26 protein-coding genes are annotated in these 21,107 nt (G+C 73.9%); 11 read left to right on the forward strand and 15 right to left on the reverse strand.

Annotated features, from left to right (window positions below):
- On the forward strand, positions 1–894 hold an 894-nt coding region (locus ACFQ11_RS22315; RefSeq protein WP_378301664.1), incomplete at its 5' end, for a CU044_5270 family protein.
- 65 nt (positions 895–959) lie between these two features.
- Here the strand turns inward: ACFQ11_RS22315 and ACFQ11_RS22320 are convergent.
- Positions 960–1,598, reverse strand: a complete 639-nt coding sequence (locus ACFQ11_RS22320) for a TetR family transcriptional regulator (RefSeq protein ID WP_378301666.1) — start codon at positions 1,596–1,598, stop codon at positions 960–962.
- A gap of 260 nt (positions 1,599–1,858) precedes the next feature.
- On the opposite strand from ACFQ11_RS22320, the gene ACFQ11_RS22325 reads away from it, so the two are divergent.
- A complete protein-coding gene (locus tag ACFQ11_RS22325; RefSeq protein WP_378301668.1) occupies positions 1,859–2,989 on the forward strand; it encodes an acyl-CoA dehydrogenase family protein in 1,131 nt (376 codons plus the stop codon).
- On the forward strand, positions 2,990–4,162 hold the full coding sequence (locus ACFQ11_RS22330) for an acyl-CoA dehydrogenase family protein (RefSeq protein WP_378301670.1): 1,173 nt from the start codon (positions 2,990–2,992) through the stop codon (positions 4,160–4,162). It begins immediately after the preceding gene.
- A gap of 140 nt (positions 4,163–4,302) precedes the next feature.
- Here the strand turns inward: ACFQ11_RS22330 and ACFQ11_RS22335 are convergent, their stop codons facing one another.
- A complete protein-coding gene (locus ACFQ11_RS22335) occupies positions 4,303–4,887 on the reverse strand; it encodes an HD domain-containing protein (protein ID WP_378301672.1) in 585 nt (194 codons plus the stop codon).
- 139 nt (positions 4,888–5,026) lie between these two features.
- Here ACFQ11_RS22335 and ACFQ11_RS22340 point away from each other — a divergent pair, with 139 nt between their 5' ends.
- Positions 5,027–5,416 (forward strand): YybH family protein, encoded by a 390-nt coding sequence (locus tag ACFQ11_RS22340; RefSeq protein WP_378301674.1) that lies wholly within the window; start codon positions 5,027–5,029, stop codon positions 5,414–5,416.
- Here the strand turns inward: ACFQ11_RS22340 and ACFQ11_RS22345 are convergent.
- Positions 5,406–6,002 carry a dihydrofolate reductase family protein gene (locus ACFQ11_RS22345; protein ID WP_378301676.1) on the reverse strand — a complete coding sequence of 199 codons (597 nt, stop codon included), beginning with the start codon at positions 6,000–6,002 and terminating at the stop codon, positions 5,406–5,408. The genes ACFQ11_RS22340 and ACFQ11_RS22345 overlap by 11 nt on opposite strands.
- 192 nt (positions 6,003–6,194) lie before the next feature.
- Between ACFQ11_RS22345 and ACFQ11_RS22350 the strand changes: the two genes are divergently transcribed.
- On the forward strand, positions 6,195–6,482 hold the full coding sequence (locus ACFQ11_RS22350; protein ID WP_378301678.1) for an ArsR/SmtB family transcription factor: 288 nt from the start codon (positions 6,195–6,197) through the stop codon (positions 6,480–6,482).
- Complete coding sequence (locus tag ACFQ11_RS22355; protein ID WP_378301680.1) at positions 6,479–6,868, forward strand: VOC family protein; 390 nt, start codon at positions 6,479–6,481, stop codon at positions 6,866–6,868. The genes ACFQ11_RS22350 and ACFQ11_RS22355 overlap by 4 nt, the downstream gene beginning before the upstream one ends.
- A 3-nt stretch (positions 6,869–6,871) precedes the next feature.
- Here the strand turns inward: ACFQ11_RS22355 and ACFQ11_RS22360 are convergent, their stop codons facing one another.
- From ACFQ11_RS22360 to ACFQ11_RS22410, 11 genes are all read right to left on the reverse strand, one after another.
- Positions 6,872–7,333 carry a gas vesicle protein K gene (locus ACFQ11_RS22360; RefSeq protein WP_378301682.1) on the reverse strand — a complete coding sequence of 154 codons (462 nt, stop codon included), beginning with the start codon at positions 7,331–7,333 and terminating at the stop codon, positions 6,872–6,874.
- 5 nt (positions 7,334–7,338) lie between these two features.
- The gene (locus ACFQ11_RS22365) at positions 7,339–7,551 is read right to left on the reverse strand and encodes a gas vesicle protein (protein ID WP_378301684.1); all 213 of its coding nucleotides are present in this window, start codon (positions 7,549–7,551) and stop codon (positions 7,339–7,341) included.
- The gene (locus ACFQ11_RS22370) at positions 7,541–8,395 is read right to left on the reverse strand and encodes a GvpL/GvpF family gas vesicle protein (protein WP_378301686.1); all 855 of its coding nucleotides are present in this window, start codon (positions 8,393–8,395) and stop codon (positions 7,541–7,543) included. Before ACFQ11_RS22370 ends, ACFQ11_RS22365 begins: the two co-directional genes overlap by 11 nt.
- Positions 8,392–8,799 (reverse strand): gas vesicle protein, encoded by a 408-nt coding sequence (locus ACFQ11_RS22375; RefSeq protein ID WP_449193585.1) that lies wholly within the window; start codon positions 8,797–8,799, stop codon positions 8,392–8,394. Before ACFQ11_RS22375 ends, ACFQ11_RS22370 begins: the two co-directional genes overlap by 4 nt.
- Positions 8,800–8,846: 47 nt before the next feature.
- Positions 8,847–9,974 (reverse strand): SRPBCC family protein, encoded by a 1,128-nt coding sequence (locus ACFQ11_RS22380; RefSeq protein ID WP_378301688.1) that lies wholly within the window; start codon positions 9,972–9,974, stop codon positions 8,847–8,849.
- Positions 9,967–10,587, reverse strand: coding sequence for a hypothetical protein (locus ACFQ11_RS22385; RefSeq protein ID WP_378301690.1), 621 nt, complete (start codon positions 10,585–10,587; stop codon positions 9,967–9,969). The genes ACFQ11_RS22380 and ACFQ11_RS22385 overlap by 8 nt, the downstream gene beginning before the upstream one ends.
- Before the next feature lies 1 nt (position 10,588).
- On the reverse strand, positions 10,589–10,867 hold the full coding sequence (locus ACFQ11_RS22390) for a gas vesicle protein GvpG (RefSeq protein WP_378301692.1): 279 nt from the start codon (positions 10,865–10,867) through the stop codon (positions 10,589–10,591).
- 13 nt (positions 10,868–10,880) lie between these two features.
- On the reverse strand, positions 10,881–11,594 hold the full coding sequence (locus ACFQ11_RS22395) for a GvpL/GvpF family gas vesicle protein (protein WP_378301782.1): 714 nt from the start codon (positions 11,592–11,594) through the stop codon (positions 10,881–10,883).
- 6 nt (positions 11,595–11,600) lie between these two features.
- Positions 11,601–12,047, reverse strand: coding sequence for a gas vesicle structural protein GvpA (locus tag ACFQ11_RS22400; protein ID WP_449193586.1), 447 nt, complete (start codon positions 12,045–12,047; stop codon positions 11,601–11,603).
- Positions 12,048–12,113: 66 nt separating this feature from the next.
- Positions 12,114–12,458, reverse strand: a complete 345-nt coding sequence (locus ACFQ11_RS22405; RefSeq protein WP_378301694.1) for a gas vesicle protein GvpO — start codon at positions 12,456–12,458, stop codon at positions 12,114–12,116.
- A gap of 434 nt (positions 12,459–12,892) precedes the next feature.
- Positions 12,893–13,528: a TetR family transcriptional regulator gene (locus tag ACFQ11_RS22410; RefSeq protein ID WP_378301697.1), complete on the reverse strand. Its 636-nt coding sequence runs from the start codon at positions 13,526–13,528 to the stop codon at positions 12,893–12,895.
- A 150-nt stretch (positions 13,529–13,678) separates the two neighbouring features.
- On the opposite strand from ACFQ11_RS22410, the gene ACFQ11_RS22415 reads away from it, so the two are divergent.
- Entirely contained in the window at positions 13,679–15,253 is a 1,575-nt protein-coding gene (locus tag ACFQ11_RS22415; protein ID WP_378301699.1) for an MFS transporter, read from the forward strand.
- A 19-nt stretch (positions 15,254–15,272) separates the two neighbouring features.
- On the opposite strand, the gene ACFQ11_RS22420 is transcribed toward ACFQ11_RS22415, so the two are convergent.
- A complete protein-coding gene (locus ACFQ11_RS22420) occupies positions 15,273–16,547 on the reverse strand; it encodes an RNA polymerase sigma factor (protein WP_378301701.1) in 1,275 nt (424 codons plus the stop codon).
- Between the two features lie 301 nt (positions 16,548–16,848).
- Here ACFQ11_RS22420 and egtA point away from each other — a divergent pair, with 301 nt between their 5' ends.
- The 4 genes from egtA to egtD are packed head-to-tail and all read left to right on the forward strand — an operon-like array spanning position 16,849 to position 21,107.
- A complete protein-coding gene (egtA, locus tag ACFQ11_RS22425) occupies positions 16,849–18,081 on the forward strand; it encodes an ergothioneine biosynthesis glutamate--cysteine ligase EgtA (protein ID WP_378301703.1) in 1,233 nt (410 codons plus the stop codon).
- On the forward strand, positions 18,069–19,412 hold the full coding sequence (gene egtB / locus ACFQ11_RS22430; protein ID WP_378301705.1) for an ergothioneine biosynthesis protein EgtB: 1,344 nt from the start codon (positions 18,069–18,071) through the stop codon (positions 19,410–19,412). Before egtA ends, egtB begins: the two co-directional genes overlap by 13 nt.
- On the forward strand, positions 19,412–20,146 hold the full coding sequence (gene egtC / locus ACFQ11_RS22435) for an ergothioneine biosynthesis protein EgtC (protein ID WP_378301707.1): 735 nt from the start codon (positions 19,412–19,414) through the stop codon (positions 20,144–20,146). The genes egtB and egtC overlap by 1 nt, the downstream gene beginning before the upstream one ends.
- A 10-nt stretch (positions 20,147–20,156) precedes the next feature.
- Positions 20,157–21,107, forward strand: a complete 951-nt coding sequence (gene egtD, locus ACFQ11_RS22440) for an L-histidine N(alpha)-methyltransferase (RefSeq protein WP_378301709.1) — start codon at positions 20,157–20,159, stop codon at positions 21,105–21,107.

Raw genomic sequence — 21,107 nt, forward strand, 5'->3', positions numbered from 1 at the left:
GCGGCCTCCCGGCGCGCCGCGGGCCCCGGGCGCCTCCCGCGCCTCGGCGTCCGGCTCGCCGCCGTCGGCGCGCTCGCCACCGCCGCCGTCGTCGGCGTGACGGTGCTCCAGTCGGGCGGCGTGGACGAGCAGGGGCGGCCGGCGCCGGTCGTCCCCGGCATCCCGGCGGGACCGGTCGCGAACGCGTCCGAGCTGCTGGAGCGGGCCGCGCAGTCCGCGGAGGCCCGCCCGTTCACCCCGCCGCGCCCCGACCAGTGGGTCTACACCGAGTCGCGGTCGCGGCGCGGCGACACCCCGAACGGCCCGCTGTCGGACGACCCGGCCGACACCCGGACGAACCGGAGCTGGACGCGCGCCGACGGCAAGGTCATCGCGCTCATGGAGAACGGGCGGCTCGAACAGGTGCCCTTGGCGGCGGGGACGATGCCGCCGTCGGACTACGCGAGCCTGGCGAAGCTGCCCACGGACCCGGACGCGCTGCTGAAGTGGGTCTACGCGGGAATGGGCGGGCTCGGCGAGACCAGTGAGGGGCGCTACTCGACCGCCTATGGGACGCTCAGCGCGATCCTGCGGGACAACGTGCTGCCGCCGAGGCTGGAGGCGGCGGTGTTCCGGGCGATCAAGAAGATTCCGGACGTGACGCTCGTCGAGGGACGCGTGGACATGGCCGGGCGCCAGGCGATCGCCCTCGGCCGGATCACCGAGGGGTACATCCACGAGGAGATCCTCTTCGACCCGAAGACGTACCGGTACCTCGGCGAGCGAGCCGTCGCGATCAAGGACCACTCGACGCGGGGCGAGGACGGGACCCTCTCGTTCCGCAAGGGCGACCTGATGCGGCTGACGGTGCAGGTGAAGACCGGGATCGTCGACGAGGCGGGGCAGCGCCCGTAACGCCCCGCGGCGTCCGCGGATCCCGGCGGGCGGCCGGAGGTGCTCCTCCGGCCGCCCGCCCGCGTTCAGTCGCCGAGCAGCCGTGCGGCGGCGATCTCCAGCCGGGCCTGGATCTCCTCGGCCCCGGCCTGCCCGCGCAGCATCTCGATCATCTCCATCGTCCAGACGGCGGTGAGCGCACGGGCCATGACCCGCCGCGAGTCGTCCGCCCCGGAGTCGGACGCGGCGGACTCGGGGCCCACGGCGGCGCGCAGCAGCAGGCCGGTCATCCGGTCGCTGAAGTCGGTCTGGACGTCCGACAGCAGCAGCGACCGGATCAGCGCGGCGGCCAGCTCCGGCTCCCGCATCAGGCCGCGGGTGGCGCGCATCAGCGCCTCCACCGCCCGCTGCGGGGACGTGCCCGCGCGGGGCGGGCGCCGCTCGATGCTGCGTTCGAGCAGCTCGATCTCCTCGCCGACGACGGCCACGACGAGGTCGTCCTTCGAGGGGAAGTAGCGGTAGAGCGTGCCGAGCGCCACCCCGGCCCGTTCGGCGACGGTGCGCATCTGCATGGCGTCGATGCCGCCGCGCGACGCGAGCGCGGCCGCCGCCTGGACGATACGCTTGCGCCGCTGGTGCTGGCTGCGGGACCGCGCGTTCTGCCCCGCCCGCCCGGCGGGCTGCCCGGGGATCTCGTCCTCGGCCACGGTCGGCTCTGCGGTCACGGTCCTCACATCCCCTTCGGGCGGGCCCGGTCGCCCGCCGTGTCGCCCCCCAGCCTACAACGCTCGCAAGAACCTGTTATCTGAACGATCGGCGCAGCGTGCCGCACGGCCGCCCGCCGCCGTCCCGTCCACGCGGCCGTGCTAGGTGAATCGCCGCCGGACGGCCTCTGATCATCCCTCTGGACACAAAGTAGAATCTGTTCTACTTTCGGCCGTGGGGTCGGCGCGGCCGGCCGCACCTCCTGGAAGGGAGCGGATGAGTGGACTTCAACCTCGACGAGACCCGGAGCGAACTCCGCGGCCTGGCCGCGGACGTCCTGGCGCGCGAGGCGACCGCCGAACGGCTGGAGGCGTTCGACGGGGAACACGGCAAGGGCGGGCCCGCGTTCGACGGCGGCACCTGGAAGGCCCTCGCGCAGGCCGGGCTGCTCGGCGTCGTCCTGCCCGAGGACGTCGGCGGCGCGGGACTCGGCCCGATCGAGCTCGCGGTCGTGCTGCGCGAGGTCGGGGCGCGGGTCGCGCCCGTCCCGGCGTACGCGTCGCTGGCGCTCGCGGCGCTGCCGATCGCCCGGCACGGCACGGCGGAGCAGCGCGCGCTGCTGGCCCCGCTGATCGAGGGGGAGACCGTCCTGACCGGCGCCTACCGCGAGGTCGGCCCGGCCGGGGAGGTCGCCGCGACGGCCCGCCGGGACGGCGACGGCTTCGTCCTCGACGGCGTCAAGACGTTCGTGCCGTGCGCCCGCGAGGCCGCGCGGATCCTCGTCCCGGCGCGGGTGGACGGCGCGGGCGTCGGGGTGTTCCTGGTCGAACCGTCGCGGGTCGCCATCACCGCGCAGCCGTCGGCGATCTCCGAACCGCTGTCGCGGATCGCGCTGGACGGCGTCCGGGTCGGGCCGGACGCGCTGCTCGGCGGCCCGGAGACCGGCACGGACGGCGCCGCGTGGGACACCCTGCGCCGGACGGCCGTCGCGGGCGCCGTCGCGATCTCGTCCGGGGTGATCGAGGGCGCCCTCGACCTCACCAAGGAGTACGTGAGGACGCGCGAGCAGTTCGACCGGGCGCTCGCGCAGTTCCAGGCCGTCACGATGCAGATCGGCGACGTCTACATCGCCAAGCGCGCGCTCGACGTGGCCGTCTGGGCGGGCGTGTGGCGGCTCGCCGAGGGCGCGCCCGACGCCGACGAGGTGCTGGCGATCGCCGCGTTCAACGCCTGCGACCCCGTCGTGCGAGCTCTGTACACCTGCCAGCACCTGCACGGCGGCATCGGCATGGACGTCACCTATCCGCTGCACCGCTACTTCGCCTGGGGCAAGCACTACGGGCACCTGCTCGGCGGCGCGGAGGACACCCTGGACACGATCGGCGCCCTCGTGCGGGCCCAGGAGGCCTGAATGTTCATCGACCTGACCGACGAGCAGAAGAGGCTCCGCGCCGAACTGCGCGAGTACTTCCGCGGCTGCCTGACCGCCGAGCAGGCCGAGGCGATCCGCCGCGACCCGTTCGGCCCGGAGTTCATGGAGCACACCCGCCGCCTCGGCCGCGACGGGATGCTCGGCGTCGCGCTCCCGAAGGAGTACGGCGGCCGCGGGTACGGCCCCGTCGAGCAGACGATCTTCGCCAACGAGATCGCGTGGGCGGAGGTCCCCTACCCGCTGATCACGCTGAACTCCGTCGCGCCGACGATCCTGCAGTACGGCTCCGACGCGCACAAGGAGTACTTCATCCCGCGCATCCTGGCGGGGGAGTGCCACTTCGCGATCGGCTACAGCGAGCCCGGCGCGGGCACCGACCTGGCGGCCCTGCGCACCACCGCCGTCCGGGACGGCGACCACTACGTCGTCAACGGGCAGAAGATCTTCACCTCGGGCGCCCAGCACGCCGACTACGTCTGGCTCGCCGCCCGCACGGACCCGGACGCCAAGAAGCACAAGGGCATCTCGATGCTCATCGTCGACTGCAAGGACCCGGGGTTCTCCTGGACGCCCATCATCACGATGGACGGCCGGCACCACACGAACTCGACGTACTTCGAGGACATCCGGGTCCCGGCCGACATGCTGATCGGCGAGGAGAACAAGGGCTGGGACCTCATCGTCAACCAGCTCAACCACGAGCGGGTCACCCTCGCCCCCGCCGGGAACATCGGGCACACCTACGACCGGTTCGAGCGCTGGGCCCGCACGGCGCGCGGGCGGGACGGCCGTCCGCTCATCGACGAACCGGCCGTCCGCCGCGCCCTCGGCCGGGTGTACGCGTACCTGCGCGTGAACGAGCTGCTGAACTGGCAGGTCGCCGCGAACCAGGACCTCGGCTGGCTCGGCGCCGCCGACGCGTCCGCCAGCAAGATCTACGGCTCGGAGCGCATGCAGGACGTCGGCCGCGTCATCGGCGACGTGCTGGCCCGCTTCGGCGACCCCGGCGATCCCGCGACCGCCGACTTCGCCGACCGGCTCGACGAGGGCGTCAAGGGCGCGCTCGTGCTGACGTTCGGCGGCGGCGTCAACGAGATCCAGCGGGAGCTGATCTCGATGATCGGCCTCGGGCTGCCCCGCGCGCCCCGCTGAGGGACGGCGAGAACGATGCACGACGAATCCGGAGCGCTCGCCGGCCGGCCGTCCGCCGGCGAGCGGCCCCGCCCGTCCCGCCCCGGCCCGTCCCGCGGCGCGATGGGCACCGCCCGTCCCGGCGTCAGCTGGGTGCGGCGTCAGCCGGGTGCGGCGCCGACGGCCGCGAAGTCGGGCAGGCCGAACCGGCCGCACATCTCCTCGAACGCGGTGACCTTCTCGTCCCCGAACCGGCGGACGTGCCGGGCGAACTCGTCCGCCGTCACGAACCGGGACGGGTTGCTCTTGCTGTGGAACTTGTCGGCGTACATGACGAGCTCCTCCTCGACCGTCTCCGCCAGGTAGTCGGCGACCGGCAGCGGCAGGCCCTGCCCGCGGACGTCCTCGCGGGTGAGGCCCACGCCGGTGTGGTGCGAGCAGAACCGGCAGACGGCCTCGGGGAACCCCTCGTCGGCGAGGATCTCGTGGCCGAGGATCCCGTGCCGGATGTAGCCGGCGTGGTCGAACCCGCCGTCCGCGTCGTACAGCCGGTAAACGCCGATGTCGTGCAGCAGGCACCCGACGCGGACGAGTTCGGCGTCCACGTCGAGGGCGCGGCGCGCGAGCAGTTGCTCGGCGATGCGCCAGACGGTCTCGCAGTGCGAGTGGACGAGGTCGAACGCCTCCTGGGAGGGGGCGTACTTGGCGTGCAGCGCACGAACGTCCTCGTCACTCAAAAGCCGCATTGTCGGATCTTATCAACCGATCGCGAATCCGGGCCGGAGGTGGCCGGGCCCGGCCGGAGCCGATTCCATAAATGATCCTTCTGGCACTCAGAAGAACTATCTCTTGGACTTATACGTCCTCGGCTTCGATGATGGAGGCATGCCGAACCTCGAGAAGGCCATGCGCCCGGAAGACATCACCCGCCTGTTCGTCGAGCGGTCCAACGCGGGCGACGCGGCCGGGGTGGCGGCGCTCTACGCGGAGGACGCCGTGCTGGCGTACCCTCCCGGCGCCGTCACCGTCGGCCGCGAGGCGATCCGCGAACTGTGGGAGAAGGTCCTGGCGAACCGTCCCCGTTTCGCACCGGAGGAGCCGCTCCCGACGCTCGTCAACGGGGACATCGCGCTCACCTCGACGCCGCCGCGGGACGGCGCGGGCGCCCGCGCCCAGGTCGTCCGGCGGCAGCCCGACGGGAGCTGGCTGCGCGTCATCGACCAGCCCGAGTTCGTGACCCCCGCCGGGCCGTCCGCCGGGCCGGTCAGCGCGTGATCCGGTAGGTGAGGTGGGTGACCAGGTCGGTGCCCGGCGCGGGGCCGGACGCCCGCAGGCCGAGGTCGCCCACCCCGTCGAACAGCCGCGCGCCGCCGCCGAGGAGCACCGGCGCCACGTGCAGCCGCAGCTCGTCGATCAGCCCGGCCGCGAGGTACCGGCCGATCGTCTCCGCCCCGCCCGCGACGGCGACGTCCCGGCCGCCCGCCGCCTCCCGGGCCCGGGCGAGCGCCGCCTCGATCCCCTCGGTGACGAAGTGGAACGTCGTCCCGCCCTTCATCGGCAGCGGCTCGCGCGGGTGGTGGGAGAGGACGAACACCGGCGCGTGGTACGGCGGCTCCTCGCCCCACCAGCCCGTCCAGTCCAGGTCCCAGTCGCCCCGGTCGGGGCCGAACATGTTGCGCCCCATGATGTAGGCGCCCGCCGCCGTGATCCTCTCGATCGCGGCGGCGTTCTGCTCCCGCTGCTCGAACATCCACCGGTGCATCCGCTCGCCGCCCACGCCGAGCGGATTCTCCAGGCTCTGGTGCGGTCCCGCCACGTAGCCGTCCAGGGACATCGTGACGTCGCAGGTGACCTCGCCCATCGTGTGACCTCCGTCCGGGGCGCCCCCCGCGGGCGCCCTCACCCATCGATCGGAGCCGCCGCACGGTTCTCGACATCCCGGCCCGATTCTTTTTCCGGCCGCGTCGCCGATGAGCCCCTCCCTCGTCGACGCTGCGATAAACGCGCACGTCCCGGCTTGATATGCAAGTTGTGGCTTGCATATGGTGGGTGTGTGGCGGACGATGTCTTCAAGGCCCTGGCCGATCCGACGCGACGCAAGATCCTCGACGAGCTGACCGAGCGCGACGGGCAGACACTCTTCGAGATCTGCGGGCGGCTCGCGATGCGGCACGGCCTCGCGTCGTCCCGGCAGGCGATCAGCCAGCACCTCGCCGTGCTGGAGGACGCCGGCCTGATCCGGACGCGCCGCGAGGGCCGCTACAAGTTCCACGACCTGTGCACCGAACCGCTTGAGCGCATCGCCGACCGGTGGCTCAAGCCGAATGGGAGGCGGCAATGAGGATCAACGTCACCAGCGTCTACGTCGACGACCAGGCGAAAGCCCTGCGCTTCTACACCGAGACGCTGGGGTTCGTGAAGAAGACCGACGTTCCGGCCGGCGGGGCCCGGTGGCTGACCGTCGTCTCACCGGAGCAGCCCGACGGAACCGAGCTCCTCCTGGAGCCCGACGGCCATCCGGCCTCCAAGGCGTTCAAGGAGGCGCTCGTCGCGGACGGCATCCCGCTCACCCAGTTCGCCGTGGACGACGTCCACGCCGAGTACGAGCGGCTGAAGGGCCTCGGCGTCCGCTTCACGCAGGAGCCGCTGGAGATGGGGCCCGTCACGACGGCCGTCCTGGACGACACCTGCGGCAACCTCATCCAGATCGCCCAGATGCACGAGTGAGGCTCAGGAGGGCGGGAGGAGCGTGCCGAGCGGGCCGAGGTCGAGGTTGAGCTCGTCCATGGTCAGGCCGTGGCGCTCGCAGAGGTCCTCCATCCGGTCGTAGAGCGTCATCAGCGTCATGCCGATGCGCTCCTCCTGCTCCTCGGTCAGGTCCCCCTGGTCGACGCGGTGCAGCGCGGTCCGCTCCATGAGCTGGCGCAGCAGCTCCACGACCGTCAGGACGAGCTTGACGAGGTCGCGCTCGACCGTCTCGGGGTCGGTGTTCAGTCGCTCGGCGACGCTCGGCACCCGCGGCTCCCCGGGCGGGGCGGGCAGCAGCTCGAAGGCGCGGGCGGCGGCGTCGGCCACCCCGTCCAGCCGCAGGTCACCGGGCGTGCCGGGACGGCCGGACGGGGCGGCGCCCCGCCGTTCGGGGGCGCCGGGGGCGGCGGAAGCGCGGGGTTCGCGGGCGGCGGGTTCGTTCACGGTGCTCACCAGGGGGCCGGGTCGTCGGGGGTGACGGAGTGGATGACGGCGCGCAGGTTGATCCGGACGAGGTCCACGTCGGCGATCGACAGCACCAGGTCGCCGGTCAGCACGGCGCCGCTGTTCAGCAGCCGGTCCAGCAGGTCGATCAGCGCGACCTGCCGGCCCGCGAGGGCCGGTTCCTCGTCGAACCCCCGCAGCAACACGTCATCGCCCACGCCGGTCCCCGTCCTCCGCGCGCGGCGCGGGCGGCGTCGCGAAGCTGTACGGCGCCCACGGGCCCGTCACCTCGACGCGCACGCCCGGCAGGTCCCGGGCCGCCTCCCGGACGGCCGCCGCGAACGCGCCGGTCGTCCCCGCCGGGACGAGGTACGCCTCGTTCGTGATGTTGCGGCCCTCTCCGGTCGCGAGTTCCCCCTGCTGCGGGCGGTGCGCGACCCGGTCGACGGCGTGCGCCGCGGCGACCTCGCGGACCCGCGCCGCGGTCTCCGCCGCCGCCCGCGCCGCGTCCTCGTGCCGGGTGCGCTGCGCCTTGCGCCGCTGCAGGTAGGCCCGGCCGGGGTTCGTTCCGGCACCGTCCGTCCGGTTGCCGTCCGTCCGGGCGGGGGCGGACGGACCGCTCCCCGGGCCCGGTGGCAGCGCGTACACCTTCACGCCGCACTCCAGGTGCCCCGCGAGCCGCTCCAGCAGCGCGGCGAACTCGGCGCCCGACTCGTCCAGCATCGCGGCCACGCGCGCGTCGTCGCGGTAGACGGTCGCGAGCCGGAGCGGCAGGACGGTGACCTCACGGAACAGGGCGTCGATCACCCCGTGGTGCGTCCGGGCGATCACCTCCAGCCGGCCCAGGTCCTCGAGCTGGGCCTTGAAGCCCTCCTCGCCGAACCCCGCCTCCGGCACGCTCGACACCACCGCCGCCAGGCCGCCCGACTCCACGGTGTGGACGGGCCGGTCCAGCAGGCCCGTGAGCCGCGACGCGGCCCGCTCCAGTTCCGGGACGCGCGGCCCGACCGCGTAGACGTAACTCAGCTCGGCCGTCGTCGCCGGCGTCGATGCGACGGTCATCGGGTGTCCTCCTCCCGTTCGGCGGCGGGCAGCCCGGCCGCCTCGCGCAGCCGCTCCAGTTCGTCGCGCAGCCGCGCGTTCTCCTCCTCCAGCGAGTCGCGCCCGCGCGGCGTGCTCGCCCGGACGGCCGGCCGCCGGGCGTGCGACGACAGCGACGGGTCGTGCTCCCACCAGTCGATGCCCATCTCCTTCGCCTTGTCGACGGAGGCGACGAGCAGGCGGAGCTTGATGGTCAGCAGCTCGATGTCGAGCAGGTTGATCTGGATGTCGCCGGCGATGACGACGCCCTTGTCGAGCACCCGCTCCAGGATGTCGGCGAGGTTCGCCGACGAACCGCCGTCGCGGGCCGCGTACGGGCTCACGCCGGTGGAGGGGCCCATGCGGCCCGCGAGTGAGTCGGACATGTCACACCAGCCTCGTCCGGTCGTCGTCCTGTGCCGCGGCGGCCGCGTCAGCGGCGGCCGGCCCCGGCCCGTTCGCGCTCATCGTCGATCTCCTCGTCGGGCTCCTCCTCGTACTCGTCGGCCTCGGGCTCGTACTCGTCCGCGGGCTCCTCCGGCTCGTCCTCGGCGTCCTCGACGGGCTCGAGGTCCTCGGCGTCCTCGATCTCCTCGTCGTACTCGGCGGCCTCGCCTTCCTCCTCGCCTTCGTCCTCGCCGGCGGGTTCGTCCGCGCGGTCCGCGCCCTCGGGGACGTCCTCCCGGACGTCCTCGGCGCCGCGCTCGTCCTCCTCGCGGGCGCGCTCGTCCTCCTCGACGGCCTCGTCGTGGTCCACGACGACCTCGCCGTCGCGGATCTCGCCGCGCCAGCCGTCCGTGGCCTCGCCGCGCATCGTGATGAACTTGCGGTACAGCTTCAGGTCGAGCCGCGCCCGGCGGCCCTGCGCCCGCCAGATGTTGCCGGTCTTCTCGAACAGCCCCTTGGGGAAGTACTCGAGCACCAGCAGCACGCGGGTGAGGTCGTCGGTGATCGGGTGGAACGTCACCACGCCCTTGACCGTGGCCTTCGCGCCCTCGGACGTCCACGCGATCCGCCGGTCAGGGACCTGCTCGGTGACGGTCGCCTGCCAGGTCCGCGTGGACTTGGCGACCTTCGCGGTCCAGTTGCTCTTGGTGTCGTCGGCCTTGTCCACGCTGACGACGCCCTTCGCGAACGACGCGAACTCCTGGAACTGCGTCCACTGGTCGTACGCCTCGCGCACCGGGACGCCCACGTCGACGTCCTCGACGATGACGACGCTCTTGGACTTGCCGCCGCCGCCCTTGCCCTTCTTGCCGCCCGTGCCGAACATCGACTTCACGCGGTCCTTCAGCATGGAGCCGCCGGCCTTGGCGGCGGCCCGCGCGGGCGACTCGCCCTCGCCGAGGGCCTGCCCGCCCTTGGCGAGGCCGCCCACCAGCCCGCCGGGCGAGCCGCCCTCGGCGAGCCTTCCGGCGCCCCGGCCGATCCGCTCGCCCAGGTCCGACACGGCCTTCAGGGCGCGCGCCTGCAGGTAGGCCTCCAGTTCGCTCTTCAGCCGGTCCGCGGCGGGGCTCCCGACCAGGTCGTCCTTCACCTTGCTCATCGTCGACTCAGCCATCGGCGTCTCCACGGTCGGCGGCCTTGCGCCGGCCGCCCGCCGCCGTCCGGCGGGCCGTCCCGGCGGTCTTGCGCGCGGCGGTCCGCCCGCCGGACGACGCCTTGGACGACGCCTTGCCCGCCGAGCGGCGCGCGGTCGACGTGGACGCCTTGGCGGTCTTGGACGCCTTCGCCGGTGCGGCCTTGCGGGCGCCGCGGCGGGGCCGCCCGTCCTCGCCCTCGTCCGGGGCACCGTCGTCCGGGGCACCGTCGTCCGCGGCACCGTCGCCGCGGGCCGCGTCCCGCTCGCCCTCGTCGTCCTCCCGGCCGCCGCGGAGCGGGTCGTCGAGGTCGAGGGTGCGTTCGTGCAGCGTGTCGGCCAGGGTGTTCGCGCGCTGGGTGACCGCGGACGTCACCGCCGTCCGGGTGCCGTCGACCAGGTCCTTGCGCACCTGGTCGCTCAGCCCGCTCACCAGCGGCGACGCCGCCGCCAGCCGGCTCAGTTCGCGCGGGTCCAGGCTGATCTTCTTCCCGGCCAGGAACATGCCCAGCCCGATCGCCATCTTCGCCTTCTTCGTGCGCCCGAGGAGGTAGCCCCCCACGAGCGCGACGGCTATCTTCGCGTTGCTCTGCATCTCATCCCGTTTCCGTGGTCGTCCGGCCGTCGCCGCCGATCTCGCGCCACCGTTCCTCCAGCCAGGCCAGCCGGTCGAGCAGCTCGTCCTCGCGGCGGTCGAACTCCGCCTCGTCGATGCGGCCCTCGAGCAGTGCCCGCTCCAGTTCCCGCAGCTCGGCGCGGACGGGCGCGGGGTCGTAGTACTCCCGCTCGGCCGTCTGGACCACCTGGTCCAGCACCCAGCCGACGCCCCGCACCGGAGCCAGCGGGAGGGTCAGCACCTGCGTGATCAGGCCCATGCCGGTCCTTCCGTCAGACGAAGCTGTAGGGCGGCAGCGGCCCGTGCAGCGCCAGCTCGTACCCGTCGCCGCGGCGCGCCCGCTCCGCCTGCACGAGGTCGGCGAACTCGGCCGCGCGCGCCCGGTCCACCAGGAAGGACACGGCGAGGAAGTGCTCGCCGCGCGCCTCGCCCGGCGCGACCTCGGCGGCCGCGGGCGCGAGCGCGTCCACGATCTCCCGGGCGGCGGCGTCGTTGCGGCGCGCGACCTCCTGGGCGACCAGCTCGCCGAGCGCCACCCGGTCGCCGTGCGCGGACGGGTCCCGGCGGGTGGCCTCGTTGAGCCGCCGCGCCTCCGGCGACTCGGTGAGGACCTCGCGCAGCACGTCGTCCTGGGCGCGGCCGCACCTGAGGTGGTACTCGATGCGCCCGGCGAGCCGCTTCAGCGTCCGCGTGTAGGAGTCGGCGTTCTCGTCGAGCGCGCCGGCGACCTCGTCGTGGCTCGGCGCCAGGAACCCGAACCGCATCGGCAGGACGGCGCCGTCCTCGAGCAGCCGCTCCAGGACGGCCTGGTGGGCGAGCACCTCGCGCCGCTTCGGCCGCAGGTCGTCGGGCGCGTCGCTCACCACCGCCTTCAGCGACCGTCCCGCGACGGTCGTCGGCGTGCCCGCGGACTCCCCGACGCCCTTCAGGCCGTCCAGGCGGTGCGGGTGGTCCGCGTCCGTGATCGCGTAGACGTACACCGGCATGGCCACTTACTCGCCTTCCTTGCGCCGGGTGCTCCGGCGGGCGGTCGACGTCGAGGACGAGCGGCTCTTGCGCTCCGCGCCCTCCTCGTCGTCGCCGTCCCGTCCGCGCTGCAGCGAATCGCTGAACGCCTCGACCGCGCCGGTCAGCGCGCCCTTCGACTTGCCCTTGGCGCCGCTCTCCACCGAGTCGCCGACGATGTCGGTGAGCTGCGTCGGCGCCTTGCGGCCCGATTCCAGGTCGAGCCGGTTGCACGCCTCGGCGAACCGCAGGTAGGTGTCGACGCTGGCCACGACGACCCGGACATCGATCTTGAGGATCTCGATGCCGACCAGCGAGACACGGACGAACGCGTCGATGACGAGTCCCTTGTCGAGGATCAGTTCGAGGACGTCGTAGAGGCCCGTGCTGCCTCCGCCGGAGGGACGTGCCTGCTGCTGTTGCATGACGGTCATTGGGGGGCTCCCTTCGTTCGGCACTGGGCCCGCAGGGATGTCGCCGCCCGTGCGGGCGGCCGGCCTTCAGGCTCGGTCCAGTTGTCCGCGCGCGTACCGCCGCGTGCGCTCGTAGCCCACGAGTTCGCCCCGCGGGTCGAGCGTCACCCGGTAGGTCGCCATGACGCTGGAGGTGTCGGGGATCCGCTCGATCTCCACGACCTCCACGTCCGCGACCCAGCCGCCGCCGTCCCGCGGCTGCAGCGCCGACACCGAGTCCGGCTGTGCGCCGAGCAGCTCGGTCAGCTGCACGGCGGCGCCGCGGATCGCGTCGCGCGCGGTGATGCGGGGCGCCTCCCGGTCGCCCTCGCGGGCGGACTCGGGGGAGGAGGCGCGGGCGGCCTCGCCATCGTCCTGTCCGTTGTTCGTCATGGTTTCCTCAGGATTCGGGGCAAGGGGTTGAGGTCGGTCGCGTCATCTGTTAGTGCGGACGGCCCCTTTCGTACCCTCTCTGTGGAATCCACACCTCCGGGCCGTTTCGGTCTCCACGCGGCCCGAATCGGTCGCGAGTGAAAACAATGCGGCACTGTTCTGTTGCGTGACGCAGCACGCCGACGCCGAACCCCGCCGAGCCCGGGTCGCCTCCGCGCTGGTCACCGTGATGGCCGAACGGGGCAGGCGCGGACGACCCTGGCCGCCCGAGGCGGCCGGTGCGGTCCAGGCGGGCTGGGCGGGTCAGGCGGGGGCGTACCCAGGCGACGACCGGGGCGGTCTGGCGCAGGACGAGGTTCGGGCCCGGCCGGCCCGCGGTCCACATGCCCGCGTCCCGGAGGGCGCCCCCGGGCGCCGGCGCGGGTGGTGGGGCGTCAGCGCGTGTTGAGGTCCTGCTCGAGGATCGCGAAGGCCGCGTCGGCGGCCTCGGCGAGGGACGGGTAGCCCATCGAGGGCGAGTTGTGGGCCTCGGCGGCGGTCCGGAAGGCGCCGGTGGCGGTGGCCGCGACGATGTGCGGGCGCATGTCGGTGGCGGGGTCGAGGCCCATCCGCTCGGCGATGACCTCGGTGAGCAGCGTCTGCTTGCGCTGCGTGTGCTCCAGGCTGCCGGCCGAGAGCGCCGGGCTGTCGGCGGTCATCGTGATCAGGCACTGGAACCGCTCGGGCGTGAAGCCGAGCTCGCCGCTCTCGCAGGCGCGGGCGACCTGGACGACCGTGCGGCGCAGCGCCGTCATGATCGGCTCGTCCGCGGGCCGCTCGGCCAGCACGGTCAGGACGGCGCGGAGCTGCTCGTCCTGGAAGGTGAGCGCCACGTCCTCCTTCGACGCGAAGTAGCGGAAGAACGTGCGGGACGACACGTCGACGGCGTCGGCGATCTCCTCGACGGTCGTCGCGTCGAACCCCTTCTCGGCGAAGAGGGCGAACGCGGCGTCGACGAGTGCCTCCCGGGTGCGCTGCTTCTTGCGCTCCCGGCGGCCCGGCGGCCGGGCGTCGGGGACGGTCGCGGTCATGGGCGAATCCTAACGGCCCGGTGACGGCGGGTAAATCGTCATAGTGCAACTGTTGTCATCTTGAGACTGTAGACATCGACTGACAAGCGGCGGTTGACGACAACTGTCGCTTCGTGACATTTTCTTGGAAGTCGATCGGGAGGACGGACGATGACGCAGTTGCTCGAGAAGCCCGTGCGGGCGCGGGGACGGGCGGGGCACGGGCATCCGTGGCTCACGCTGGTCGCGGTCGCACTGGGCGTGATGATGGTCGGGCTCGACGCGACCGTGGTGGCCATCGCCAATCCGGCGATCGCCCGCGAGTTCGGAGCCGACCTGGCCGGCCTGCAGTGGGTGACCAACGCGTACCTGCTGGCCCTGGCCGTGACGCTGATTCCCGCGGGCAAGATCGCCGACCGGTTCGGACGCAGGCGGACCTTCCTGGCGGGCGTCGTCGGGTTCGCCGTGTCGAGCGTCCTCATCGGAATGTCCGGCGGGCTCGGCATGGTGATCTTCTGGCGGGTCGTGCAGGGGTTCGCGGGCGCGCTGCTGCAGCCCGCGAGCCTGGCGATCCTGCGCAACACGTTCCCGGCCGAGCGGCTCAACACCGCGATCGGGGTGTGGGGCGCGACGGTCGGCGTGTCCATCGCGGGCGGGCCGATCGTGGCCGGGCTGCTGGTGGAGAACGTCGGCTGGGAGTCGGTGTTCTTCGTCAACGCGCCGCTGGGGCTGGTCGCCCTCGCCGTGGGCCTGTGGGTGATCCGCGAGTCGCGGGACGAGGAAGCGGGGGGCGCGTTCGACCTCGCGGGGGTCGCGCTGCTGACGGGCGCGCTGTTCGCGCTGGTGTGGGGCCTGATCCGGGCGGGGGAGCACGGCTTCGGGGACGCCGTCCCGCGCGCGTCGTTCGCGGCGGCGCTGGTGCTGTTCGCGGCGTTCGTCTGGAACGAGCGGCGGGCGGAGAACCCGCTGCTGCCGCTGAGCCTGTTCCGGTCGGTGTCGCTGTCGGCGGCGACCGGGCTGATCGTCCTCGGCTTCTTCGCCATGTTCGGGACGATCTTCTTCATCACCCTGTACCTGCAGCAGGTGCACGGGATGAGCCCGGTCGACGCGGGCGTGCGGCTGCTGCCGATGACCGGTGTGTTCATCGTGGCGTCGCCGCTGGCGGGCATGCTGACCAGCCGGTTCGGGCCGCGCGTGCCGCTGGCGCTCGGAATGGCGTTCACCGCCGCGGCGCTGCTCGGGCTGTCGCGCGTCGGCGTCTCCGCCCCCTATGCCGGGCTGTGGCCGTGGTTCGTGCTGATGGGACTGGCGTTCGGCATGGTGATCGTCGCCGGGACGGAGGCGATCGTGGGGAACGCGCCGCCGCGGCTGGCGGGGGTCGCCGGGGGCCTGCAGCAGACGGCGTCGCAGGTCGGCGGCGTCCTCGGCACGTCGGTGCTCGGGGTGCTGCTGTCCTCCCGGGTCGGCGAGGTCCTGTTCGGGCGGCTCACGGACGCGGGCGTCCCGGACGCCGCCGCGCAGCGGCTCGCCGGGCAGGAGGGGATCGTGGCGCAGGGCGTCGCGCCGGTCCCGCCCGGCACGCCGGGACCCGCGGCCGACGCGATCACGACCGGGAGCCATCTGGCGTTCATGGACGGCTTCCAGACGTCGCTGACCGTCGCCGGGGCCGTGGCCGCCGTCGCGGTGCTCGCGGCGCTGTTCGTCCGGCGGGGCTCGTCGCCGGTCGAGGGCGGTGCGGCCGTCTGACCGTCCCGGCGGGCGCGGGTCAGCCCGGGTTCGGCGCGGGGTTCGCGGTGGGGCTCGGCAGGCCGGACGGCGTCGGCGCGGTGGGCGTCGCCGACGGCGGGGGCGTGCCGGTGCCCGGGGGAGTGGCCGGGGGCGTGGTGCCGTCCGGGGGAGTCGTCTCCGGCGGCGGCGTGGGGGTGCCGTCGGCCGGCGGGGTCGACGGCGGGTCCGACGGGGACGGCTTCCCCTCCTCCGCGCGGCCGCCCGCGGGCGACTTCTCCGGTGCGGGTTTGGAGACCGGCGCGGACGTGCGGCGCTCGGCGTCGCCGCCCGCCGGCCCGCCGGAGGATCCGCCGGACGACCCGCCCGCCGACCCCCCGGCCGGCGCGCCGGTCGGCCCGCCGGTCCCGGCGGGGCGCCGCGAGTCGCCGTACGGGCTCGTCACCCGGCGGGGACCCGCCTCGGCGGCGGCCGGGTCGTGGCCGGTGCCGTGGGGCGAGACGGACGCGGGCTGCGTGCGGCCCTCGCCGGACGAGGGGACGATCGTGGACGACGATCCGGCGCCCCGGGCGGACGGCCACGACGCCAGCAGGCCGATGGCGGCGGCGGCCGAGGCCGCCACGCCCGCGGCGGCGCCGAGCCCCCGGGTCCAGGCGCCGCCGAGGCCGCGCCGGTCCCGGCGGGCCTCGGCGGGGGCGTCCCGGCCGACGACCACGAGCGGGATCGGCGCGGTCACCGTGGGGACGTCCCGGGCGGCCTCCTCCTCGCAGGCGGCGATGACGCGCTCGCGCAGCCAGCCGGGCGCGTGCGCCGGGGCGCGCCGGGCCAGCAGCCGGGGCAGCGTGCCCTTCTCGAACGCGGTGATGAGGTCGAGCCGCGGCCCGGCGGCGCCGCGCATGAGGATGTCGAGGACGGCGCGTTCCAGCCGGGCCCGCGCCGACGCGACGAGCTGCCCGGCGGTGTCGGGGGCGACGCCGAGCAGCCGCGCGATGTCGGGCACCTCCAGCCACTCGCCGGCCTGCAGCAGCAGGGCTTCGCGGTGGTCGGAGGGCAGCGTCGCGGCGGCGCGCAGCAGCGGGTCCGGGTCGGCGAACAGGGGGCCGCGGGGCGGGGCGAACGCGCCGCGGTCCGCGCAGACGGTCCGGGCGAGGGAGTAGAGCCACAGGACGCCGTCGCCGCGCGGGGGCCGGTGGACGGCCGCGGCGAACGCGTCGCCGAGCGCGGCCGCCGCGATCTGGTCGCCGACGAGGGACCAGCAGTACGCGTAGAGGCGGTCGGCGTGCGCGTCGTAGAGCGAACCCGTGTCTGCGCGCATGTGACCTCCACGTCGTCCGCTGCGGGGGCCGGTGCCCGGTCTCCCGCGGGCGGGCCCGATCGCTCGGAACCCCGTCCCTCGGAAGGCGCGCACACCGGTGGTGGTCGGGACTTTAGCGCGTCCGGTCAAGAGGTGAGAAGTCCGGTAATGGGTGATTCGCGGAATGCCACGGAGGGTGATCGGGACACGTGCGGATCGTGATGTTCACGGAGATTTAAGGAAGATCATGAAAATCGCCGGATATCTGATGCGGTTCAGCAGGGAAGGATCCGAACCCGTTGGCTGACCAGAGGAGTCAAGGGTGACCCGGCTGACCGTGGACGACGTCTACCAGCACATTCACGGAGTCTGTTTCAAGACCGGCCCGCCCGGGACGGTCGGAGCCGAGACCGAGTGGTTCGTGGTCGACGCCGCCGATCCCGCCGCGCACGTCCCGGCCGCGAAGGTCCGCGCCCTCATGGACGCCGACGCCGCGGCGGCCGGACCGCCGGCCGGCGGAAGCACCGTGACCTACGAACCCGGAGGCCAGCTCGAGCTCAGCTCCGCGCCGTTCCCCGGCCTGTCCGCCCTGCACACCGCGCTCGCCGGCGACATCGCCCGCGTCCGCGACGTCCTCGCCCCGGCCGGGCTCGCCCTCGCCGGCCACGGCGTCGACCCCGTCCGCCGTCCCCGCTTCCAGGCCGAGCATCCCCGCTACCGCTGCATGCGCGACTACTTCGTGTCCGGCGGGTTCCCCGACGCGGGCGAGGCGATGATGTGCTCCACCGCGTCCGTGCAGGTCTGCGTCGACATCGGCGCCGACCGGGCGGACGCCGCCCGCCGCTGGCGGCGCGCGCACGCGCTCGGCCCCGTGCTGGTCGCCGCGTTCGCGAACTCGCCGCTGCGCGCCGGGCGCCGCACCGGGCTCCGGTCGTCCCGGCAGGCGATCTGGACCGAGCTCGACCCCTGCCGCACCCTGCCCGTCCTGCGCGACGGCGACGGCGGCGACCCCGCCGAGGCGTGGACGCGGTACGCGCTCGACGCCCGCGTCATGCTCGTCCACACCGCGTCCGGCGAGTGGGTGTCCGATCCCGGCATGTCGTTCCTGGAGTGGCTCGGCAAGGGCGAGCCCGGCCCGGACGACCTGGCCTACCACCTGTCGACGCTGTTCCCGCCCGTCCGGCCGCGCGGCTGGCTGGAACTGCGGATGATCGACGCGCTGCCCGGACCGTACTGGGCCGTCCCGGTCGCCGTCGTCGCCGCGCTGCTGGACGACCCGGCGGCCGCGTCGCTCGCGGAGGCCGCCGCCGAGCCCGTCGCGGACCGCTGGCCGGAGGCCGCGCGGTGCGGGCTCGCCGACCCGCCGCTGGCCGCCGCCGCCCGCGCCTGCTTCGCCGCCGCACTCGACGCGCTGCCCCGGCTGGGCGCGTCCGGGCTGGTCCCGCTGGTGGCCGAGTACGCCGGGCGGTACGTGGAACGCGGCCGCTGCCCCGCCGACGACGAACCGGCGCGTGCGAACGCGGCCGAGAAGGAGGACCCCGCATGCCCCCTGTGACCCGGAACGAACCGCCCCTCGACGAGGACGCGCTCAAGGAACTCATCGCGGACGAACTCGGCGCGTCCCGCGACCGCAGCCTCGGCCTGACCACGGACGTGCTCGCCGAGGACGACCTGGTCGCGCAGGTGTCGCCGCTGATGTCCCCGCTCGTGTGGGACCTCGCGCACGTCGGCAACTACGAGGAGCTGTGGCTGCTGCGCGCGGCGGCGGGCGCCGACCCGATGCGCCCGGAGATCGACGGGCTCTACGACGCGTTCGAGCATCCGCGCGCCGAGCGCCCGTCGCTGCCGCTGCTCCCGCCGGGCGAGGCGCGCGCGTACATCTCGACCGTCCGCGCGAAGGTGCTGGACGCGCTGCCGTCCGTCCCGTTCGACACCGCCGACCCGCTCACCCGCGGCGGGTTCGTGTACGGGATGGTCGTCCAGCACGAGCACATGCACGACGAGACCATGCTCGCCACGCACCAGCTCCGCACGGGCGCCCCCGCCCTCCTCGACCCGCCCGCCGAGACCGTCCAGGCGCGCGGCGCCCGCCCCGGGGACGAGGTGCTGATCGAAGGCGGCCCCTTCCAGATGGGCACGTCGGACGAACCGTGGGCGTACGACAACGAACGCCCGGTGCACATCGTGGACGTGCCGTCGTACTACATCGACACGGAACCGGTGTCGAACGCCGCCTACACGCGGTTCATGGACGACGGCGGATACGACGACCCGCGTTGGTGGACCCAGGCCGGGTGGGAATGGCGCACCAAGAGCGGGAAACGGGCGCCCGCGTTCTGGCGGCGCGAAGGGGGGCAGTGGCTTCGCCGCAGGTTCGGTCGCACGGAACCCGTCCCGCCCGGCGAGCCCGTCCAGCACGTGTGCTGGTACGAGGCGGACGCGTACGCGCGCTGGGCGGGCAAACGGCTCCCGACCGAAGCCGAATGGGAGAAGGCCGCGCGCTGGGACCCGGCCGTACAGCGGTCCAGGAAGTACCCGTGGGGAGAGGTGTACGAGGAAGGACGCGCGAACCTCGGGCAGCGCGCGCTCCGCCCGTCCCCAGAAGGCTCCTACGCGTCGGGTGCCTCCGCTTACGGCGTGCGCCGGATGCTCGGCGACGTGTGGGAATGGACGTCGTCCGATTTCCACGGCTACCCGGGTTTCCGCTCCTTCCCCTACAAGGAGTACTCGGAGGTCTTCTTCGGACCGGAGTACAAGGTGCTCAGGGGCGGATCGTGGGCGACGCACCCGCTCGCCATACGCGGGTCTTTCCGCAACTGGGACTACCCGATCCGGAGGCAGATCTTCTCCGGGTTCCGCTGTGCGCGCGACGTCGGGACCCGCTGATGTGCCGCCACCTCGGGTACCTCGGCCCGGAACGCACCCTGCACTCGCTCGTCTACGACGGCGAGCACTCCCTCGAATCGCAGGCGTACGCGCCCCGCATGACGCAGGGCAACCTCCTCAACGCCGACGGGTACGGCGTCGGCTGGTACGCCGGAGGCGACGCCGTCCGGTTCCGGCGGGCGCAGCCCCTCTGGACGGACGCGTCGTTCCGGGAGATCGCCGCGACCGTGCGGGCGTCGTGCGCGGTCGCGGCGGTCCGGTCGGCGACGGTCGGGTTCCCCGTCGACGAGTCGGGCGCCCAGCCGTTCCGCGCCGAGGGCCGGCTGTTCAGCCACAACGGCGTCGTCCAGGGCTACGCGGAGGTCGAGGCCCGGCTCCGCGAGCTCGCCGGCGACGTCGCGCGCGTCCCGGACGCCCGCGCCCCGCTCGACTCCGCCCCGCTCCTCGCGATCGCCGCGCGGCACTGGCGGGACGGCGCCGCGCTCGGGGCGGGCCTCGCCGCGACCGTCGCCGCCGTCACCGCGCTCGCGCCCGGCCGCTACAACCTGCTCGCCGCCGACGGCGCGGCCCTCGCCGCGACCACGTGGGGCGACTCGCTGTTCGTCCGGGAGGACGCCGACGCGATCCGGATCGCGTCCGAGCCGCTCGACGACGGCCCCGGATGGAAACGGGTCCCCGACCGCAGCCTCGTCACCGCCGACCGCGCGTCCGGCGTCCGCATCGAATCCCTGTAAGGAGAACCACGTGGACCGGTTCCTGACCGCCGACGACCTCGCCAAGTCGCTCCGCGCCGACGTCCGGGAGGGCCTCACCGCCGTCCCGAAGACGCTGCCGCCCAAGTGGTTCTACGACGAGCGCGGCAGCGAGCTGTTCGAGGAGATCACGGCGCTCGACGAGTACTACCCGACCCGCCGCGAGCGGGAGATCCTCACCGCCCGCGCCCCCGACATCGCCGCGGCGACCGGCGCCCGCACCCTCCTGGAGCTCGGCGCCGGGTCCGGCGAGAAGACGCGGCTCCTCCTGGACGCCCTGTCCGGCACGCTCCGGACCTATATACCGGTGGACGTCAGCGCCGACTTCCTCGAGGACGCCGCGCGCGGCATCGCCGCCGACCATCCGGGCCTCGCGGTCCGGCCGGTCGCCGCCGACTACGAGCAGCACCTGCACCTGCTGCCCGGCGGGGAACGGACGCTCGTCGCGTTCCTCGGCGGGACGATCGGCAACATGCCGCCCGCCGCCCGCATCGGCTTCCTCGGCGGGCTCCGCGCGGTCCTCGGCGACGACGGCTTCCTGCTGCTCGGCGCCGACCTCGTCAAGGACCCCGGACGGCTCGTCCGCGCCTACGACGACGCCGCCGGGATCACCGCGGAGTTCGACAAGAACGTGCTGCGGGTGCTGAACCGGGAGCTGGACGCCGACTTCGACCCGTCCGCGTTCGAGCACGTCGCGCACTGGAACGCGGCCGAGGAGTGGATCGAGATGCGGCTGCGCTCCCGCCGCGACCAGGACGTCCGCATCGGCGGCCTCGACCTCGACGTGCCGTTCGCCGCGGGCGAGGAGATGCGCACCGAGATCTCCGCGAAGTTCCGGCGGGAACGCCTCGAGAGCGAGCTGGGCGCCGCCGGGCTCGCCCTCGCCGAGTTCTGGACCGACCCGGCGGGCGACTTCTCGCTCAGCCTCGCGCGCCCCGCGTGA

This window comes from Actinomadura sediminis (assembly GCF_042675525.1).
Classification (GTDB): Bacteria; Actinomycetota; Actinomycetes; order Streptosporangiales; family Streptosporangiaceae; genus Spirillospora; species Spirillospora sediminis.

What these genes read in the sequence shown, in the direction of transcription:
- ACFQ11_RS22355 (WP_378301680.1), top strand. Translation starts at nt 6,479, where the DNA reads ATGAGGATCAACGTCACCAGCGTCTACGTCGACGACCAGGCGAAAGCC.
- ACFQ11_RS22395 (WP_378301782.1), bottom strand. Translation starts at nt 11,594, where the DNA reads ATGCCGGTGTACGTCTACGCGATCACGGACGCGGACCACCCGCACCGC.
- ACFQ11_RS22415 (WP_378301699.1), top strand. Translation starts at nt 13,679, where the DNA reads ATGACGCAGTTGCTCGAGAAGCCCGTGCGGGCGCGGGGACGGGCGGGG.
- ACFQ11_RS22370 (WP_378301686.1), bottom strand. Translation starts at nt 8,395, where the DNA reads ATGACCGTCGCATCGACGCCGGCGACGACGGCCGAGCTGAGTTACGTC.
- ACFQ11_RS22340 (WP_378301674.1), top strand. Translation starts at nt 5,027, where the DNA reads ATGCCGAACCTCGAGAAGGCCATGCGCCCGGAAGACATCACCCGCCTG.
- ACFQ11_RS22420 (WP_378301701.1), bottom strand. Translation starts at nt 16,547, where the DNA reads ATGCGCGCAGACACGGGTTCGCTCTACGACGCGCACGCCGACCGCCTC.
- ACFQ11_RS22375 (WP_449193585.1), bottom strand. Translation starts at nt 8,799, where the DNA reads ATGTCCGACTCACTCGCGGGCCGCATGGGCCCCTCCACCGGCGTGAGC.
- ACFQ11_RS22330 (WP_378301670.1), top strand. Translation starts at nt 2,990, where the DNA reads ATGTTCATCGACCTGACCGACGAGCAGAAGAGGCTCCGCGCCGAACTG.
- ACFQ11_RS22345 (WP_378301676.1), bottom strand. Translation starts at nt 6,002, where the DNA reads ATGGGCGAGGTCACCTGCGACGTCACGATGTCCCTGGACGGCTACGTG.
- ACFQ11_RS22410 (WP_378301697.1), bottom strand. Translation starts at nt 13,528, where the DNA reads ATGACCGCGACCGTCCCCGACGCCCGGCCGCCGGGCCGCCGGGAGCGC.
- ACFQ11_RS22405 (WP_378301694.1), bottom strand. Translation starts at nt 12,458, where the DNA reads ATGACGAACAACGGACAGGACGATGGCGAGGCCGCCCGCGCCTCCTCC.
- ACFQ11_RS22400 (WP_449193586.1), bottom strand. Translation starts at nt 12,047, where the DNA reads ATGACCGTCATGCAACAGCAGCAGGCACGTCCCTCCGGCGGAGGCAGC.
- ACFQ11_RS22380 (WP_378301688.1), bottom strand. Translation starts at nt 9,974, where the DNA reads ATGGCTGAGTCGACGATGAGCAAGGTGAAGGACGACCTGGTCGGGAGC.
- ACFQ11_RS22385 (WP_378301690.1), bottom strand. Translation starts at nt 10,587, where the DNA reads ATGCAGAGCAACGCGAAGATAGCCGTCGCGCTCGTGGGGGGCTACCTC.
- ACFQ11_RS22335 (WP_378301672.1), bottom strand. Translation starts at nt 4,887, where the DNA reads ATGCGGCTTTTGAGTGACGAGGACGTTCGTGCGCTGCACGCCAAGTAC.
- ACFQ11_RS22390 (WP_378301692.1), bottom strand. Translation starts at nt 10,867, where the DNA reads ATGGGCCTGATCACGCAGGTGCTGACCCTCCCGCTGGCTCCGGTGCGG.
- egtC (WP_378301707.1), top strand. Translation starts at nt 19,412, where the DNA reads ATGTGCCGCCACCTCGGGTACCTCGGCCCGGAACGCACCCTGCACTCG.
- egtB (WP_378301705.1), top strand. Translation starts at nt 18,069, where the DNA reads ATGCCCCCTGTGACCCGGAACGAACCGCCCCTCGACGAGGACGCGCTC.